Raw genomic sequence first — 17,730 nt, forward strand, 5'->3', positions numbered from 1 at the left:
CCAATTTTTTGGTCTCTATGGCCATTTTTTTCTAATTTTTGGTATTCCTTTTAGTCTTGGACGAATGATTTAATTTAGATTTACCGATCGATGAGTTTAGTGAATTTTACAAGTTTTGATTTTGATCAGCTTTTTGCAATGGGTGATGACACAAATCCATTGATGATGCTAGTTTGGATTCTTCCAATTTTCTTTTTTGTGTTTTATGGACAACGAATTCAACTCTATGTTACTTCAGGTGAAATCAAAAAAGGAATTAGCAAGCTTGATGGTTTTAGAAATGAATCTCGAGATGAATTAATTAATTATGTGAAGAATAATTTGAAACCCGTTGATGACCCAGTTCAAAAAATTGACCGCTTTATAGATTATTTTACAATAATGCCTGTTGATATGGACCCTAATGGAATTGTTGACAAAGTCAGACACATTGTTAGGTCTAGAGAAGACTATACCCGAGAACATGTAAGGTCTATTTCTCCTCAAATGAGTGATATTGAATTGACCAAAGTTCAAACTTTACTTGAAATTGCATCCTCATTACAAATGATTTACAAAATAATTAATCACATGTATCTTACTGCAAAAAAACAAAATAACTATCCATTGATTTTACCCTTACAGATGATTCTTCCTTTTATTATGGAGCAATCCGAGGCAATGAAAGAAGCAATTCCTGTATTTAAAAAAGGACAACCTGTAGGTGATGGAATTGGTCCCATGGTTGTTGGAAAAATGATGTTGAAGAATCAAAAAGAAACAGTTGCATTTCAAACTGTTCTTGTAAAATCTGAATTTGAGGGTAGAAAACTATTTCTCTTAAAAGCTGAAGGTCCAGGATCCACTGTTGGAAGACCAGCTGATGGTTTAGAAAAAATTGTTTCTGAAAATAAAATTGATGCAATAATTATGGTTGATGCTGCATTAAAGATGGAAGGCGAAGATTCCGCAGCTGTGGCACGAGGATTTGGTGCTGCAATTGGTGGGATTGGAACTGAAAAATTCGAAATCGAAGCAATTGCAACATCTAAAAACATTCCAATATTTTCAATAGTTGTTAAACAATCAGTTAAAGAGGCAATTACATTGATGACAAAAGAAATTGCAGATAAGGCTGATGATGTACGCACTCAAGTTTATGAAATGATTCAAGAAAACACTACTCAAGGTCAATCCATTGCTATAATTGGTGTAGGCAATACTGCTGGGGTGCCACAATAATGTTCTCAAAGAAAAAAATCACTCTAGAATATACTGTTGAAAAATGTTCTAAATGTGGAATGCAAAGAAAAAGAAAATTTTCTCAAGGTGATGTCTTGTTTGCTGAATGCTCAAAATGTGATTCCTGTGATGGAATGAGTTTCATTGAGAAAGTTTTTGGTGAAACTCTAGAACAATAATTCTGAATCACTCTGTTCTGAATTTTAAATTACACGATGGGCAAAACCATGATATTGACTCTCCTTGTTCTTTGAACATAAATCCCCCACATTTAGGACATGGTCTTACCTCTTCACTCAATTTACTTTATGGCGTTCATGGATTTTTTGTAGTTACTGTAACTCCGTCTTCTAATGGAATGAATGTGTGTTCTGCCTGAGCAACTCTTTGCTCATTTACTTCAATTAGAACTGGATATGCCTGGACTGCTTTCTTTTTTATTAAAATATCTAGTAATTCCCTTGCTTGTTTTTCCTCCCATTCTTTTGTAATCCATCTCAATGCAAATGGCAACATGTTAAATTCCTCCCAGATAAAATCAAGTAGTCTGTCCGCTTCTGCATCTTTTGTTTTCTTACGAGAATTTATTGCAAAAATATTTTTAATCTGTCCATTTCTGACAAATCCTCCTCCCTGTTCTGTGGTGACAAATGGTTCACATGCATATGCAGAATTCTCTGAAAGTGAAAATCCTCCAATTGACCAAATATTTGGAATGGATTTTCCTGCATGAATGGTATATTGCTCTAATGAATGCCCGCTAAGATTTGCAATTGGTTTGTATCCTCTTTGCTTAATCGTGGTTTCAATTGTACGTCCGATGTCACTTGCTTTTACTCCTGCTTTTATCATGGACATTGCTTTTCCTAAAGCTTCTTCTGCAGCTTGGACTAATCCATCAAATTGCGCATCATAGCAAACAGTTACTGCAGTATCTGCAATGTATCCATTAATTTGAGCACCAAGATCAATTTTTACCATATCTGTATCCTTGATTGTAATTGGATCATCAGGTTCTGCAGTATAGTGTGCTGCAATTTCATTAATACTGGCGTTTACTGGAAATGCACATTTTGCTCCTCTTTTTTTGATTTCACCTTCAACTTCTTCACAAATATCATACACTGATTTTCCAATCCAGTCTTTTACTCTGACTCTTTCTCTTACTTCTGCAGCAATTTTTCCTGCTTTGAGATATTCTTCTAATTGCACATTTTTGTTCATTAAATTACCTTTAAAATGATTATCTCAAGTAATGTATCTGGAAAATGGATAGAGTTTGATGTTGCCGAAGATATTATGGTCTTTTGATGGCGCTCCAAACTATGGTTGGATCATCATGAAAAGTGATGGGAATTCTTCTGGTAGAATCAACATCGCCAAACGAGAGACACATGCAAACATTCCTCAGTTGGAACTAACTTTCACATAAAACAATCTCTTTTTTCTTATTTCTCTTTATTCAAAATCCATTTCCTATGTGTGAACTTGTTAAATTTGGGAATGATTTTTACATTCAATTTTCATATCTGTGAAGCTTAAATTGGGCGACTTTTAGGATTTACTGGGATTGTGGTCTAGCTTGGTATGATTCTGCGTTTGGGACGCAGAGATCGAGTGTTCAAATCACTCCAATCCCACCACTAATCATTATCTTATTATCAAATCAATCCCCAGTTTAGTTGCCGAGCAATGAGGAAGAGTTAGAGAATTGACTTTGAAATGAAGTAAACTAATTGGCTCTGAGCTCCGGCATGTTTTTATGACTTTTTTGAGGTGTTATTTTAATTGAAATTTGAGAGACGTGATATCCTGCTGATTGTAGGGCTTTTGCTTTTTATGATAGGCCTGATCCCCTTTATGGCACCCGTATATGCTGCTATTATTGTAATTATCATGTATTTTGGAATCAAGGTGTATGTGGGAAAAAGAAAACAATCAATTCAAAAAGATGTGGGTGAAGGAATCTGTATGGAATGCGGCTCACGAGTTTTTAATAAAAAATGCCCAAATTGTGACTGTGCTAAAGAATAATTCCTACGTATGCCTTAATACTGAAAAATTGCAAAAATATTCATGTCTTTAAGATATGTACCTTTAACAACAAGCTCGGTCTGAAAAGTCAGGCTTTTAATCCTTTTATGATGATTTCACTTAATGTCCTTCTTCTTGTTAAAGAAAAAACGACTCAGAACATGGGGTGAAAAACTTGCCCGTATTTTTAATAAAATATGATTGGTTAGTTACAAAATTTGAATTGGCATCAACTTAGTCAGTATGTTTTTTACCATCCCTATATTTTCCACTGTCTATGTCTTCAAAGACAAATTCGATGGATGCAGTATAATCATAGGGATTTACTATATTGTCCCCAAGTGATATTGCTTTTCCAACTGAGTCATATGCAATGCCATGTTTATCTCCATATGGTTTAGCAAATGCAGGATTAATAACAAAAATTAAACTTGCAAATACAATTATTCCCAACAGAAATTTGGAATTCATCGCAACCATACTCATTCTGAAACGTTTTAGTTTTGTCTTTTAAACATGTCTGGGTTTCATACTATATGACTTACATAGAATAGTAAAAGTCATCAGCATCACAAATTCGATTTATTTTTAGAAGTCAGATCGATTATCCTTTTTGCGGAATAGAATTGTCTTGGTCAGGAATAATCAATCGCTAATGTTGGCTATAGTTCATCCTCAAATCTGAAATCTAAATTTTTAGAATATCATGTCAATAAAGAATCAATATTTTTTCATTATTTTATGGACACCAAATCTCAACAGATTCATGTCCATGTAAGAATAAAATTTACGTATAATCATTTAGATCTGTTGAGGTTTAGAAAAACAATAAATGATTGACTTTGATTTAAGATATAGTACAAGGGCCTCCTAGAAATCATCAAGATTTCACTCATTTGTAGATCAGAACAGATCCTTCTGATCCATTTAAAATGACAATATCTTTAAAACATTATAAATTAATCATAATTTAACATTGTGCTGTAAACATAGATACTTGATATCATGTAATATGAAAATAATAAATACTATTACTTTCTATAGGTGGCATGCCAAATCCAGGACAAGAACTTTCTAGTATAGATTTTGAATCAATGTTAGGTGGACCATTAGTTGCAGTAGTTAAAGCACAAGCACAAGCAGCCATGTCAAGTGTAAATTTTATTAAAGAAGTAGGTTTCAAAAAGAAACCAGCAGATCAACAAGATTCTGAATCTTTTGAAACAGAAGAACCAATTTATGTCAAATTCAAATATTGGAAGGAAACAAAACCATATGAACCAGCAGTACCTGCAAATCCTGGAGATTCAGCTGCTTCCCCACCAATTCCATCTTCCCCCCTAATACCAGCTTCACCTGCAGAATACCAGCAACACGATTTAGAGGTTCCAATTCTTACTATGCTTCCAATCCCATTCATTCGGATGGAAGAAACCACAATTGATTTTAATGCAAAAATAAACTCGGTTGAATATCAATCTACAGATACAAATTTCAAAATCAATGCCTCTCTTGAAGCAAAAGCAGGATGGCTTTGGGGATCTGCCAAACTAAAAGTTTCTACCTCATATCAACGCAAAACATCTCAGGGCAGTGAAGTGAATAGAACTTATTCAATGGCAGTACATATCAAAGCAGTTCAAGATGAAATGCCAGCCGGAATGGAAAGAATACTTGGTATTTTAGAGGATGGAATAAGAGCAACTCCAAATAATGTCACTGCTTAAAACTGACTAAAATGTGATATTTTTGTTTAGATATGGTTAACCTAAATGAAGTAATAGCAACTATTCTCAGTGATTTGGCACTTGCACGTGTACAGGCAGATATCGAATCAATAAAAATTGCAGAGACATACGCTAATGATCCCCTTCTCAAGAATTTATCCATACCAAGAATGAGATTAAGAAGTGTTTCAATATCATTACCTGTTGCCATTGACAAAGTTGATGAGAGGAAAATTGCAGAATCAAAAAAACCAATCAGTAGAAATGAGTTACTTCAGGTTACACAAAATTCTTTTGAAAATACTATATCTAAAAGAAAATTATCGATGTCTAGAAATGATTCGGATAAAATAAAAAAATCCCTCGGAAGAAAAATTATACTAGTTGAAAAAGAACTGCCATGGATTATGAATGATGCAGTCACATTATCAAATGTCATATCTAATGAAGTTGGAAATAAATTAGAAGATGTAAGGGTGGCAGAAGGTAAAAAACTAACTAGTGTAGAATTGAGAGAAACAATTGATGAGATTAAATTAGATTTGAAGAGAGGAATTTCAAATCTACGAAGACCTCCCAATTTAGAAGTGTCTGTAAATACCGGGGAGTTAAAAAATATGTCGCCAAAAGAGACTCTTGCGGGTTTTAATTTAACCATAGATGAAGATGGAATGGAATGGTCTACGTGGGAATCAAATTCGGGTGTTGTAAAAAAACAATTGGTGCCTGAATAATGTTAAAAATTAATTATCGTACATATGAAAAACTTGTTTTGGTTTCAAATCAAGTACCACAACTTGTAGATTTGTATGAACAAAGAAATGGTATATTTACAGAATCTGTAAAATTATGGCTAAAAAATGTAGAAAAAATTTTCAAAGAAGCCAAATCAACTAAAGCCTCTGAGTTTTCAACATTAAGACTGATGATTTTATCGGGTGAGAGAGGGGTAATAAAAAATGACTCTAGTTCAGGACATATTTCTAAGAGAAAATTCGTTGATGGGCTAGGTATTCAGGCATTAACCCAAAGTCAAAATAATCTTCAACCTATTCTTAGTAGATCTGAAGAAGAATTTTCTCAATACAAACAATTAATTCGAAAGATGTTTGCAGTAGCATCGGATTCGGAATTTATTGATAAAATTCCTAAACATTTTACTACTTTTGATATTTCATTTTTTTGGAAAAATTTTCTTTCTGATCCTATCACATCTAGCTGGGCTTCTAGAATTCTTGAATCTGCAAGTTATTCAGATACAATTATTTTGGTTAACGAAGTTTTAGATGAATTAAGAAAGGAACAAAAGCAAATGATGATGAAAAAATAAAATTTGATGTTTGAAAAATTTAAAATTTTGAATCTCAATCCAGATGTTTGTTTAGAATTAAGATTCAACCCACAACAAATATGATCGTTGAATAAAGTTATGATAAAAATCTGACGCTAAATGATCAAATCTCAACAGATTTGAATTGTATGGACCGTTGAGGGTTTGAATTCTGGTTTTCATTTTTTCTAAATGAAATCGTCTTAAAATATTCTGCCGAAATTAATTGATTGTAGTAATTTTATCAAATGTTGTCAAGATGTGGCTTGGGATAGTTAGAAAATCATACTCCAGATTGAGATAATGAACTATTTGAGATCAAGAAAGGACAAAAACTATTGTGTGAGGCTATTCAATTCAATGGCAAGTTTCTTTCTGTTTATTGTGTCTATAATTTTTCTTCTTTATTTAGAACAATGACATTTTCTAGTTTATTTTTCAAAGGTGTATCTATCATGTGTCCTATACTGTCTTCATCTTTGCACATGACAGAATGTCCCAGTAATACTTGGGATGTATCATATTTTCATCTCAATTACTTGAATTATCTGGAAAATAGTTTTGCGAAAAAGGATTTCTTTTTTACATATGTGGGAATCTTTTCTGTTTTTGTATTTTGTTTACTAATAATTTCGTCAAGAACTTCATCTGAAATTAGGGTTTTGTGACTACTTTCTTTTGGTTTTGTCGTTTTGACTGTATTTCCTTGCAATCTGCGTATTCTATGTTCAAGTTGCTCAGTCATAGATTCTAAAAATACCCTATCTGTTTTGTAAAGCGGTCTGTTTTTTTCTATACATTCTAAAATAAATCTTAATCTACCTTCATCCCCCATTCCTGAATTAAGAAGATCAGTTGCCATTGTCTTATAATCTAATTTCAATTTTTTATTTGGTTAAAAATTTACTAATAACTCTTTCATTTTTGTATGTGCTTTACAGAAATATATCCTTGAAATTAAAATATATGTTGACGTAGAAAATCCACAATAATTAAATTATAAAACAATCAAAATTAAATTGACTATGCAAACCCTAGGAGAGGTTCGCGAGCTTTTAGGTAAGGCATTGTCATTTAGGGTTCTGTCGGGTTATCGAGACCCATACTTTGACACATCGACTATCTGGATTACCACATCATCATAATTTGATGTGTTGGGTTCCGACATCCGTGAAAAAAGTTCACTTGTCGCTTCACCTGTATCCACTCTAGGATGGGTAAACCTAGCCCACCCCTTGTAGGCAATGTTCAATGACGCTACAATGTCCCTGTCCATTGATTTCCTACAATTATTGCACCATAGTTTTCGCCTGTGTTCCTTGTCATCTTGGATTTTTTTTCGCATACTGGACAAAGTTTGCTGGAATTCCTTCCCACTTACTCTTATGGAATGTGAGCGGGAAAACTCAACCCTTTAGGGTTGGGATGAAAGCGAACACACCACAACTCAAAACAAAACACAATCAAATATTCAAATACAAGATGCGTGTAAGAAAACCAATGACATATGATACCACAGGAACTGTGGGAATCATCAAAATACAAACGCCTGAGTCTGAAAAGACAGTCCCCGACCAAGGGATGTGAGAGCCACAACCACAAATGTCTGCGAAAGCAACTTTGAGGCTCGATGAAGCAGGAAGCCACGATGCTTTAGCGAGTGGTAGTTCACGTGGTTACAAAATTAAGAATATAGGCTAAGCATCTACTGACTTCTTAGACCTATCTTTAGAATTAATCCAATTTTGTAATATCGATAAGGACAAGATTATCTTCAAAACATCATCTTGAATTCAAAAAAAAACTTGATCTACCCGAGTCAGTTACGAACTAAGACTATTGTTTCTTAAAATGGAGATATTTTTGATGATTTTGAATAAAGGATCATTCCTACGTTGTCTCTAAATACCAAAAAGTTGTAAATTACGCATGATAAAGCCGCAAAAAGTCAGATATTTGAGGTCAACTTTAACAACAAGCTCAACTTTTCCTCAATTTCATTCTAAAAAGAGTCCTATATTCAATCAAATCAGGAAACAACAATGAATCGTAATCTATCTTTAGTGTTATCTTTGGTACTTCTTGCAGGAATAATAGCTCCAGTATATGCACAAACAAACACCAACCATGTTGTAATTAATGAAGTTGAAATCAATCCACCTGGAAATGATGCTTCATCTGTATCTGAGTGGATAGAGCTTTACAATCCTACAGAATCAAATGTTGATTTAGGCGGATGGAAAATTGCATCAACTACAGTTCTCAAAAAAACTATGACGATACCTGCTGGAACTATAATTAAACCTGGACAATTCTTGACATATTCTTATCAGAGTCTCTGGTTTACAGATTCTAATGAATCAGTTGAATTAAGAGATAATACTGGAGTTGTAATTGATAAAACTCCTGCAATAGCAGACATCAATAATGACTTTAAATCTTGGCAGAGAATCTATGATGGTTTTGATTTCGACATTTCAAGTGATTGGAAATTTGTAACATCTACTGCAGGTTCATCAAATGGAAAACTTGTAGAGACAAAAAAATCCGATGAACTAACCGTTACCATTTCTTCAGAAAAACAATCATATCTTTTTGGTGAGACTGCCATTCTAAAAGGAAATATTTCAAAAGAGGTGTTTATTACAAAACCCTTTTTTAAACCTGAACAGATAGTTGTAAATATTTCTGGTCCCAACTTTAGCAAAATTGTAACTCTGTATCCCGATCTTAATCTCAATTTTAAAACGACACTTAATCTACAACAAGTACTTGGAATAAATCAAGGAAGTTATGATGTGTCTGTTAGTTATGCTGGTGCAACTGCAAATACTAATTTTTCTGTAGGATCTGAATTAATTAAACAAGTAGAAAAAGAAGACGGCTCTATTACTGTTCTTACAGACAAGTCTCAGTATCTTCCAGGACAAACAGTTTCAATTTCAGGACTAGCATCAAAGATTATCCCATTTGAAGGAATGAAATTGACTGTAAAGGATTCTGATGGTAAAGTGATATCTGGTGGAACTCTATATCCAACAAAAGATAAATTCACAACTAATGTGTTCTTAACAACTGTAAATCCTAGTTATGGCACTTATGAAATTAATGCAGAATACTCTGACAAGTCGGCATCAACTACTTTTGAAGTAATCAAAGATATCAAAGAAGATGTACCCATTTCATTATGGACTGACAAAGAAGTGTATGGACTTGGAGATATCGTAAACATTTCTGGAAGATTAAATCAAAATTGGGTGGGAACACTTGATTTGGAGATAATTCAATCAAAGAGTTTGTCTTTAGGTACTAGTAGTCAATCTGGCGGTGGTTCTAGTTTTAAAATATTAGATTCAGTAAAAGTTGACGGTGATGGAAAATTCAAATATTCTTTTACTATTCCTACATCTGATTCTCGATTAGGTAATTACTGGATAAAAGTTGCCAAAGATGTCGGATCTGCTACAAAATTCATCAAAGCAGTTGAAAATCCTGAAACATATGTCGCATCTACTGATCCTTTGGTGGTTACCACTAACAAATCAAATTATGATTTCAGTCTTGATAAAAAACTCATCATTAGCGGTCAAATATTTACTCCTAAAGCAAGAACAAGTTTTGAAGTACCAACTGTAAAAATTTCAATTTTAACTGAAGATGGTAAACCACTTCAAATCATTGGTTCAACTGATGCTGGCAAATTATCTACAAGTGGAGTTTCAGTAGGCTATGACTTTACTGCAATCCCTGAATCTTCTGGATTGTTTTCTACTGAAATTGGTTTGGAACGACTCATATTTTCTGAAGGAAAATATTTGATCAAAGCACAATACGAAGGACGCTCATCCAGTACAACTTTTGAAATAAGTGATCTACTTAATCTAGGAGATACCAGCATTAATGCTTCTTTAGACAAGTCAGTGTATGGTTTAGGTGAAACAATAAAACTAACTGGAATTTATTCTGCTCAAACAACTGATTCTCAAGGCGTAGAATTAACCCTTCACAAGCCTAACGGTAATATTGATAAATATGGCACAAACATTGATGGTGGATTTTTTTCATGGGAATGGAAAACACCTGTTAAACAAAGCGTCAATTTAATTGGAAATGAGCGCTCAAAGGCCACTTCTAATTTGGGTATCTATAGACTAAATGTGGCAACTGGTGATTTTAACACTGATATTCTTTTCAAAGTCTCTCTGAATCCTGAAGATGATGAACTAATTGTTCCACCGTTATTTGTTTCATCATCAAAGTCATTATACAAAGCTGGCGAGAAACTTTTGGTTGAAGGAACTGTGAATAAATATTCTAAAGGTTCTGATGGAGCTGGAACCCCACAACGCGTAACAATTAAAATTATTGATGGTACATTCCCATATGCTCAGATTTATGAATCTGCTGTTTATCCTGACCAAGGAGGTGCATTTCAAAGTACTTTTGAAATGCCGGTAACTATATTTTCTGAAGGACAGTACAAAGTAAAAGCAATCTACAAAGGTATTCAAACTGAAAATACTTTCAGCGTTGCAAATGACTTTACTTTCGGTTTGGATGGCCCAGTTGCCTTATTGATATCTACTGATAAATCTGAATATTATCCCGGTGATGTTGTCGTTATCTCGGGAAAGCCAAACAAGTTGATTTATCTTGAAGCGTTTGATGTAAGTGTCGTGAAAAAAACTGGTTCTGAAATTACATGTGGTTCATTTATTTGCGGTAAAAACACCGGGCCTGTGACAACAATTCGGCCTAGTCCCTCAGGTTCGTTTTCTCACCAATTTGTAATTCCTAATTCTATGTCTTCGATTGGTTTGTATCAAGTAACCGTCGATGCAGATTTTGAAACTAAATCAATTCAATTTAATGTAGTTGAAAAACCACCAACTCCAAAATTAGATACAGTAATTGAAAAAGAAAACAGAATCTCTGATAAAATAATTTCGGTGTTGACTGAGCAAAAAACTGTCGATGATGTCTTAGTTTCCCCTCGAGTCCTTTCAGGCTCTTTGATTACTCCTACAAGAGGAGATGAATCTTCGGTGAACCTCAAAGTTTCATCTGCGTCTGGAATCTGCATAATTGGTCAAGAACCTGAATGTCTAGTCAGCGAATCCACTAGAAAACCTGGGCAAATTTATGATGTAGTTGAAGTTGATGGAATGTCAGTTAATATACGATATAGTGGCTCTGACGTTCGATTAGAGAAATTCAGCATATTACCTGAATCTTCGGATGCATTTTTGCCTGATACAAATTGGAATGTTGAAATTATTAAAGATGAACAAGTTTCACGATTCTACTACAAAGTAACATACAAAGCACTAGAGTAAATTCAAAATACTCTACATTTTATTATTGATTACAGTGAAATTACAAGTTTTAATGTTTTATCAAGATGATCCAAAAAAATGCACAGCTGCTAAAATGGTGAAATTTGGTCTTGCCCAAAATATAAAAAAAATCGGAACTAAAGGGTTGGTATTAGATCCTTTTTCTGAAAAGACTTTACTTCCTAAAGATAAATTTTTGATAAATTCAGTTGTGGGTATTGATTGCTCTTGGAATCTTGCAGGCCAAGCATTCTCAAAAAAATTTAATGGGGTTAAAAGAAAACTTCCACCTTTACTTGCAGGTAACCCTGTAAATTATTCTAAACTCAACAAACTTACTACTGTTGAAGCATTGTCTGCATCATTGATGATTCTGGGTTATGAAGAACAAGGTTTAGAATTGCTTGACAAATTCAAATGGGGTCATACATTTTACGAATTAAATCAAAATCTCTTTGAAGAATATTCAAAACTTGAAAACGAGGGGCAAATAGACTTGATTCTAAAAGATTATGGTTTGGTATGATGTCTCTTCTTTAAAATAATTATGACTCCAATAATAATTCCTACTGGAATTACCCAAAACCAAAAATCTGGTTCATTTTCTGAAAAATCCATGTCCCTAGCAACACTTGTTGGTAGTTCTTCCTTCTTTTCTGTTACGATAAAACTTGATTCATAAAAGTCTGGTTTTAACACTGAATTTGAAATTGCAAATACTTTGATGTTGTTTGCCCCAATCCCCAAATCTTTTGTAATCTCAGAAGGAACCATGATTGAAATGTTATTTTTATCTAATTTGAGAGTTTTTGATGATATCATCTTTCCATCACTATTTGTTAAAAAGTAAAGTATTTCGTCTGAATCTTCTGTCTCTACAACTACTTTTAGTACAGCTCCTCTCTGTAAGGTGCTTTTCATATCTATTTTCTTAATTTCTGGAAATTTTGCTTGTTCAAATTGTTTCCATTTTCCTATTTTGAATGGATATGAATCATCACTGAATTCTCTAACTGTAATTGTTCTTGATTCTGGAGAATATGACTCAAGATAAAATGGGCCATTACTAATTACTGCATGATTGTTCGTTTCAATCCATTTAATTGATGCATCATATCTGTTCTGAAAATATTTTGAATCATAACTGCCTTTTAGTGCCTTAGGAATGTAGTCTGTACCTTTGAATTCTTGCAAATAATTTTTGATGGTATTTGCATCATTTGGAATAATTAGTGATAACCAGTTTACATTTTTGCTTGTAGCCCCTGATCTTGAAAATGATGCTTTTCCATCAATCACTGCTTTCTCCATAGCCACTGAAATTTCCCATGGCATGGAATTCCAAAGCAATGCCCATTCTGCAATTTCCCCTTCATCAAAATGCCAATAATCTACATACACTTCAATTGTATCTTCATCAATTGGGTTCACTCCGATTATTGTTTGAATGCTCTGAGCAGCTCTTGGAGTAAATTCCGTATCAAAAGTTCTATCATTATCATCCGTTTGTGTTCCCCACTCTATTGTAAAATACAATGAGTGAAGAATATCATTCATGTCCATTTTTTGTCCATTATGCCAATTACTAAATTCAAAATCAAATGTTACCTTGCTTGTTGCCTGTGAATCTGGTTTTACATTGATCCATTTCTGTAATACTGGACTCCATATTCTTGATTCTATTGGAATGTCAAGTTTATCGTTAGGTCCTGCTGTTTCAACTTTCCAATTTGCTCTAACCGGAATTGTCTCACCTGTGAATGGATGTTTGAATGTTCCAGGATCTGATATGATTCCCCAAATATGTCTACTATAACTATCAGTTAATCCCATGATTGGATTCCATGCTCCTTGATAGATTTGCTTGACTCCAATTACAAACTCATCACTTTCACTTTTAGCATTAATTGGTGTGAATCTACTTGGTACTCCTGCACCAAAGTCGTTTACAATTCCACTTACTTTCTCATTTGCAACATATTGATCAATTTTGCTTGCAAGAAAAACTCTAACTGATTCGTTAATACCTTCAACAACTGCCTCTTGAATTAATTCAGATCTTTTCTCTGCGGATTCAAAATCTCCAGTGTAAATTTTCTGAGTTAATGAATCTAATTTGTCATTTTTATAATTCCAATATGACGGATCATTAAATCCTGGCATGTTTGAAAACCAAGGAGAATACATCTGACCCAACCCCACTGAATCATATCTTACAAATGCAGAGCGCCCCCAACCCTCAGTATATAGACTCCATTTCAAATCTGATGGATTTGAACCATACACTACAACAAATGCTTTGTTGAGATCCCCAAAATCCTTTTTGACAGTGAATCCTATTTTTTCAAGTTCTACTGATAAAATTTCTCCAATTGATTTTCTAACTGGGTCATCACTTCTAATGAAAATTGTAATTTCTATTGGTGTGCTTGCAATATGCCATTTTCCATCAATCTTTACTGCTCCTTTCTCTTCTAACACTTTAGTGATTATTTCCTCTGCAAGAGTCGGATTGTATTTGAAATTAAACGACTCTAACTGTTTGATTATTGTAAGATATTCTGGGTCTGATGGACTATAGTAAGAAATGATTGGTGCACCATATCCTCCCATCAATTCATTGACGATTAGCTTTCTATCTACCAAATAATTCAAGGCAAACCTGATGTCTTTATTTGAAAATGGATTAAATTTTTCAGATTCTGCAGGATTTACAAGAATACTATATGATCCCCCTGTAGAATCAAAAACCTGTAATCCTTCTCTTGATTGAAGATTTTCTAGTCTGTCTGATGAAATTCTATAATAATACACATCAAGATTTCCATTTCTTACTTCCTCTAATGCTGTATTTTCATCTAAATATTGAATAAACTTTACTGAATCAAAAAATGTATTTTTTTCTGCAAATGATTCATTATATATTAAAGTCACAATTGAAAGAGCTAGCAGCATTACTAGCAATTTTTTCATATTTTTAGTTTCAAAAGCTTGTAATAAAATCTATATCATAATAATTTCCAGTTAATAGTTCTTAAAACCTATATCTTCCCACGAATCAAAAAATAAAGTTGAAAATTCATCCTAAGATGGTTGTTGGATTAAGTGGAATTATTCAAGGCGGTGTATCAATTGAGGATTTTTCTGCTGTTACAAAAATGAATGTTGATGACTCTGAAAGAATTCTCGAAGAATTTATCAAAAATGGCATTGGAACAAAACAAGATAATAATTATTATTTTGAAGATGGCGACAAATTAAAAATTGCAGTTAAATTGCTTGAAAAAGGTTATCCTATAGATGAAATTTCAATTGTACTTGATTGGAAAGATTTTGAAGGTTTGACTGGTGAAATTTTGTCATCAAAAAATTTTGCAGTTATAAAAAACATGATTCTTACAAAACCCCGTATGGAAATTGATGTAATTGGCATTAGGCTAGGAATTGCGATTTTAATTGATTGTAAACATTGGAAAAGATATAGTACATCAGCACTACAAACTGCAGTCAAAAAACAAATTGAAAGGACAAAGCACTATGTAGAAAAAACCCCTGGGGGAATGGCTGTGCCTGTAATTGTAACATTATATCAAGATAAGATAAATTTCATCGAAAATGTTCCGATAGTTCCCATTTTTCAATTCTCTTCATTTATTGATGAATTTTATGGAAATATTGATCAGATGAAGACTATAGGAACAAACTAGTGATGAAAAACAATACCCCACCTATTACAAATGCTTTGGTAATTTTTAACGAATTATCTAGTGCCTTGGAATAGTCTTCGTATATTCCCTGTCCCATGACTTTTACATTTGCTTCGTTTTCTAAAATTTCAAATTTTGCAGATGTTGTATCTGACTCTGCATTTTTAGCAATCTCTAAAAACCATTTTGAAAGTTTGTCTGCACTTGTAATCAATCCTAATTGATAATACCCATTTCTGTTTCTAGCTTTTACTGGTGCATAATGGGTATCTGATGTACAAATCTCCACCAGATTATAATCTCTCTTTGAAAAATTATCTATGATTTTTTCTCTTACTCCATTTTCCATATTGTTTGCATCGGCCCATCCAAGAAAGTATTTTTTATCATTAATTACAAGACAAACAATTCCTAATCCTCCCATTCCTAAATCTTCTGTCCATACATCCATGTTATCTGAATTGGCATAACCAAACTCTATTGGATAACTATCTTTTGTAATTAGGGTGTCTAAACAAGATTTTGCAGCTTTTAGCATGTCTTCTCCGTCTTCTTTTGAAATTTCTTCTCCCATTGCATTATGACAATCAACTATCATAGTCCTTGCATAGTTTCTATTCTTTGCATACTGTTCGATTTCTGTTTTCATATAACTTGGAATATCTTCCATGCCATGAGGAGATAATGACAAAAACAATAATGGATTATTTCCAAAAAGTAATCCTACTACTCTTGCTTTGTTTATTTGGACTATGACTGGTTCTGTACATAACAGCCCCTCTTCTTTGACTATGCTGTCTTCAATTTTTTTTAGATAATTTTCAACTTCATTTCTTGATGGCAGATTCAATGAATGATCAGATATGCTGTGCATAATCATTGCTGATGATGATAAATTTTTGTAAATCAGGTATGGGATGTTGCTTCCACCAACTGGATGATATGGCCCTGGATGAATCTCTGGCAATACCATTCTGAACTCTGTTTTACCATTAGGTGATGATAGTCTTAGTTGTGATGTAGTTATCTTGGTTTCACTTGAGCGCTGTTCCATTAGTTCTTCGGCGTCTTCAAAATCATTTCCTTGTGATGCAAGATATGCTTGAATTGTTTTATGTGTGCTTTCCATTCCTGGCCTGCCAGCTCTGTCGGTGAGAACTGACCAAATGCTTGCAATTATCATAAATGATATTCCGTATCCTAATCCAATAGGTTCGTAAAGTATTGAAAGCCACATGTCTTGTGGAATTAATACAAAATACATTGCCAGTGGTTGAATAAAACAAATTGTCCAAGCTTTTTTGAGACTTGCTCCAAGTGTTGTGGTGTAAATCCCTATTCTGAAACTAGCAAAAAGCAATACTCCAAAAACTATAAAGAATAATTCTATCTCTTTTGCTAAAACTATGCTTGAAAGTATTCCCATCAAAATTGTAACTGTCCATAACATGTTTCCAAAAAGTGATGAATGTAGTGACTTTGAGTATTCTTTTTTCTTTGAAAATCTAGTATCTAGTAATTGGGTTACAACTAAAACTCCTAAAACTATTGGTAGCCTGTACCAATTCTGTTCAAAACCTAAATTACTCAAATAACCAAAATATGTTGCAAGAACCATCACTGAGGCTACTACTAATGACATAACTAATGAAAAATAGTGTGATGATGGATTTACTAGAGTAAGGGAAAACCTGTTGTGTATATTTGAAACATCATCTGATTCTTGTTCCATTGTTTTTTCACGGAGCTAAAAAAAGATCGATTACCCATGAAATTACGATTAAACTAATTGGAATTGATACTACAATTTTCGGATCTAATTTGAATCCTTTTGTCTCATCTTCAAAGAATCTCATGAGACCCCCACTTGATGCTGGAAGTGGCGCTGATTTCTTTTTACTACTCATTATACATCGACATCACGGATTTTTACATAAATACTTTATTGTTTTTCTTTCATTTTTCCTAACGTTTCTAGCACAGAATTAATTGATTTTAGAATTTCCTGTTGTTTTTCATGATTTTTCTCTTCTTCAAGTTCTTTTGATAATGATTCTAGCTTCCTTTCAAGAGTTTCCTCTAGTCCTGATTTTTTATGCTGTGGTGTTTTTTCTATTATGATCTCTTTTTTTTCTGGTTCTCGCCCACAGCTAACACATAATGCATGCCCTTCTTTCATGACTCTGACTCCTGCACAATATGGGCAAGGCTCTCCAAGTAGCGTTGCGCCATTTAGTAGCATTTCAGCAGCTTTTTTTGTGAGATCTTCGGGCAATACTCTTCTTTGATTTTCTATCTAAAAAATCAATTTCTTTTTAATTTATAGGAAATAACCAAACAAGGCTTAATAGTGCGTATAATTGAATTTATTTCGA

General features: G+C 33.4%; 18 protein-coding genes and 1 tRNA gene. 12 read left to right on the forward strand and 7 right to left on the reverse strand.

Features of this window, described 5'->3' with window-relative positions; genetic code table 11:
• Positions 1 to 90: 90 nt before the first annotated feature.
• Together C5F50_RS04580 and C5F50_RS04585 are read left to right on the forward strand one after the other, a co-directional pair.
• Entirely contained in the window at positions 91 to 1,221 is a 1,131-nt protein-coding gene (locus C5F50_RS04580; RefSeq protein ID WP_179372499.1) for a DUF1512 domain-containing protein, read from the forward strand.
• Positions 1,221 to 1,400, forward strand: coding sequence for a hypothetical protein (locus C5F50_RS04585; RefSeq protein ID WP_179372500.1), 180 nt, complete (start codon positions 1,221 to 1,223; stop codon positions 1,398 to 1,400). Before C5F50_RS04580 ends, C5F50_RS04585 begins: the two co-directional genes overlap by 1 nt.
• A gap of 136 nt (positions 1,401 to 1,536) precedes the next feature.
• On the opposite strand, the gene map is transcribed toward C5F50_RS04585, so the two are convergent.
• Positions 1,537 to 2,433: a type II methionyl aminopeptidase gene (gene map / locus C5F50_RS04590; RefSeq protein WP_179372910.1), complete on the reverse strand. Its 897-nt coding sequence runs from the start codon at positions 2,431 to 2,433 to the stop codon at positions 1,537 to 1,539.
• Between the two features lie 70 nt (positions 2,434 to 2,503).
• On the opposite strand from map, the gene C5F50_RS04595 reads away from it, so the two are divergent.
• The 3 genes from C5F50_RS04595 to C5F50_RS04605 all read left to right on the forward strand — a co-directional run bounded on the left by C5F50_RS04595 (position 2,504) and on the right by C5F50_RS04605 (position 3,255).
• A complete protein-coding gene (locus C5F50_RS04595; RefSeq protein WP_179372501.1) occupies positions 2,504 to 2,653 on the forward strand; it encodes a hypothetical protein in 150 nt (49 codons plus the stop codon).
• Between the two features lie 134 nt (positions 2,654 to 2,787).
• A tRNA-Pro gene (locus C5F50_RS04600) sits at positions 2,788 to 2,864 on the forward strand.
• 145 nt (positions 2,865 to 3,009) lie between these two features.
• A complete protein-coding gene (locus C5F50_RS04605; protein ID WP_246282147.1) occupies positions 3,010 to 3,255 on the forward strand; it encodes a hypothetical protein in 246 nt (81 codons plus the stop codon).
• 234 nt (positions 3,256 to 3,489) lie between these two features.
• Here the strand turns inward: C5F50_RS04605 and C5F50_RS04610 are convergent, their stop codons facing one another.
• A complete protein-coding gene (locus C5F50_RS04610; RefSeq protein WP_179372502.1) occupies positions 3,490 to 3,741 on the reverse strand; it encodes a hypothetical protein in 252 nt (83 codons plus the stop codon).
• A 563-nt stretch (positions 3,742 to 4,304) separates the two neighbouring features.
• Between C5F50_RS04610 and C5F50_RS04615 the strand changes: the two genes are divergently transcribed.
• From C5F50_RS04615 to C5F50_RS04625, 3 genes are read left to right on the forward strand one after another with little or no spacing between them, the layout of a single operon-like run.
• The gene (locus C5F50_RS04615; RefSeq protein ID WP_179372503.1) at positions 4,305 to 4,982 is read left to right on the forward strand and encodes a DUF2589 domain-containing protein; all 678 of its coding nucleotides are present in this window, start codon (positions 4,305 to 4,307) and stop codon (positions 4,980 to 4,982) included.
• A gap of 32 nt (positions 4,983 to 5,014) precedes the next feature.
• Entirely contained in the window at positions 5,015 to 5,716 is a 702-nt protein-coding gene (locus C5F50_RS04620) for a hypothetical protein (protein ID WP_179372504.1), read from the forward strand.
• Positions 5,716 to 6,312 (forward strand): hypothetical protein, encoded by a 597-nt coding sequence (locus C5F50_RS04625; RefSeq protein WP_179372505.1) that lies wholly within the window; start codon positions 5,716 to 5,718, stop codon positions 6,310 to 6,312. Before C5F50_RS04620 ends, C5F50_RS04625 begins: the two co-directional genes overlap by 1 nt.
• 544 nt (positions 6,313 to 6,856) lie before the next feature.
• On the opposite strand, the gene C5F50_RS04630 is transcribed toward C5F50_RS04625, so the two are convergent.
• Positions 6,857 to 7,174, reverse strand: a complete 318-nt coding sequence (locus C5F50_RS04630) for a hypothetical protein (protein ID WP_179372506.1) — start codon at positions 7,172 to 7,174, stop codon at positions 6,857 to 6,859.
• 563 nt (positions 7,175 to 7,737) lie between these two features.
• Between C5F50_RS04630 and C5F50_RS04640 the strand changes: the two genes are divergently transcribed.
• The 3 genes from C5F50_RS04640 to C5F50_RS04650 all read left to right on the forward strand — a co-directional run bounded on the left by C5F50_RS04640 (position 7,738) and on the right by C5F50_RS04650 (position 12,174).
• Entirely contained in the window at positions 7,738 to 7,899 is a 162-nt protein-coding gene (locus C5F50_RS04640; protein WP_179372508.1) for a hypothetical protein, read from the forward strand.
• A gap of 455 nt (positions 7,900 to 8,354) precedes the next feature.
• Positions 8,355 to 11,648, forward strand: a complete 3,294-nt coding sequence (locus C5F50_RS04645) for an MG2 domain-containing protein (RefSeq protein WP_179372509.1) — start codon at positions 8,355 to 8,357, stop codon at positions 11,646 to 11,648.
• Positions 11,649 to 11,682: 34 nt separating this feature from the next.
• Positions 11,683 to 12,174: a DUF367 family protein gene (locus tag C5F50_RS04650; RefSeq protein WP_179372510.1), complete on the forward strand. Its 492-nt coding sequence runs from the start codon at positions 11,683 to 11,685 to the stop codon at positions 12,172 to 12,174.
• On the opposite strand, the gene C5F50_RS04655 is transcribed toward C5F50_RS04650, so the two are convergent.
• Positions 12,159 to 14,621 carry an ABC transporter substrate-binding protein gene (locus C5F50_RS04655; protein WP_179372511.1) on the reverse strand — a complete coding sequence of 821 codons (2,463 nt, stop codon included), beginning with the start codon at positions 14,619 to 14,621 and terminating at the stop codon, positions 12,159 to 12,161. The genes C5F50_RS04650 and C5F50_RS04655 overlap by 16 nt on opposite strands.
• 116 nt (positions 14,622 to 14,737) lie before the next feature.
• On the opposite strand from C5F50_RS04655, the gene C5F50_RS04660 reads away from it, so the two are divergent.
• Entirely contained in the window at positions 14,738 to 15,355 is a 618-nt protein-coding gene (locus tag C5F50_RS04660; RefSeq protein WP_179372912.1) for a hypothetical protein, read from the forward strand.
• On the opposite strand, the gene C5F50_RS04665 is transcribed toward C5F50_RS04660, so the two are convergent.
• From C5F50_RS04665 to C5F50_RS04675, 3 genes are read right to left on the reverse strand one after another with little or no spacing between them, the layout of a single operon-like run.
• A complete protein-coding gene (locus C5F50_RS04665; protein ID WP_179372512.1) occupies positions 15,339 to 17,087 on the reverse strand; it encodes a DUF2070 family protein in 1,749 nt (582 codons plus the stop codon). The two genes, C5F50_RS04660 and C5F50_RS04665, sit on opposite strands and share 17 nt — an antisense overlap.
• 7 nt (positions 17,088 to 17,094) lie before the next feature.
• Entirely contained in the window at positions 17,095 to 17,262 is a 168-nt protein-coding gene (locus tag C5F50_RS04670) for a preprotein translocase subunit Sec61beta (protein WP_179372513.1), read from the reverse strand.
• A 35-nt stretch (positions 17,263 to 17,297) separates the two neighbouring features.
• Complete coding sequence (locus C5F50_RS04675) at positions 17,298 to 17,630, reverse strand: Sjogren's syndrome/scleroderma autoantigen 1 family protein (protein WP_179372514.1); 333 nt, start codon at positions 17,628 to 17,630, stop codon at positions 17,298 to 17,300.
• Positions 17,631 to 17,730: the final 100 nt, after the last annotated feature.

It is taken from the genome of Nitrosopumilus ureiphilus (genome assembly GCF_013407185.1).
Lineage (GTDB): Archaea > Thermoproteota > Nitrososphaeria > Nitrososphaerales > Nitrosopumilaceae > Nitrosopumilus > Nitrosopumilus ureiphilus.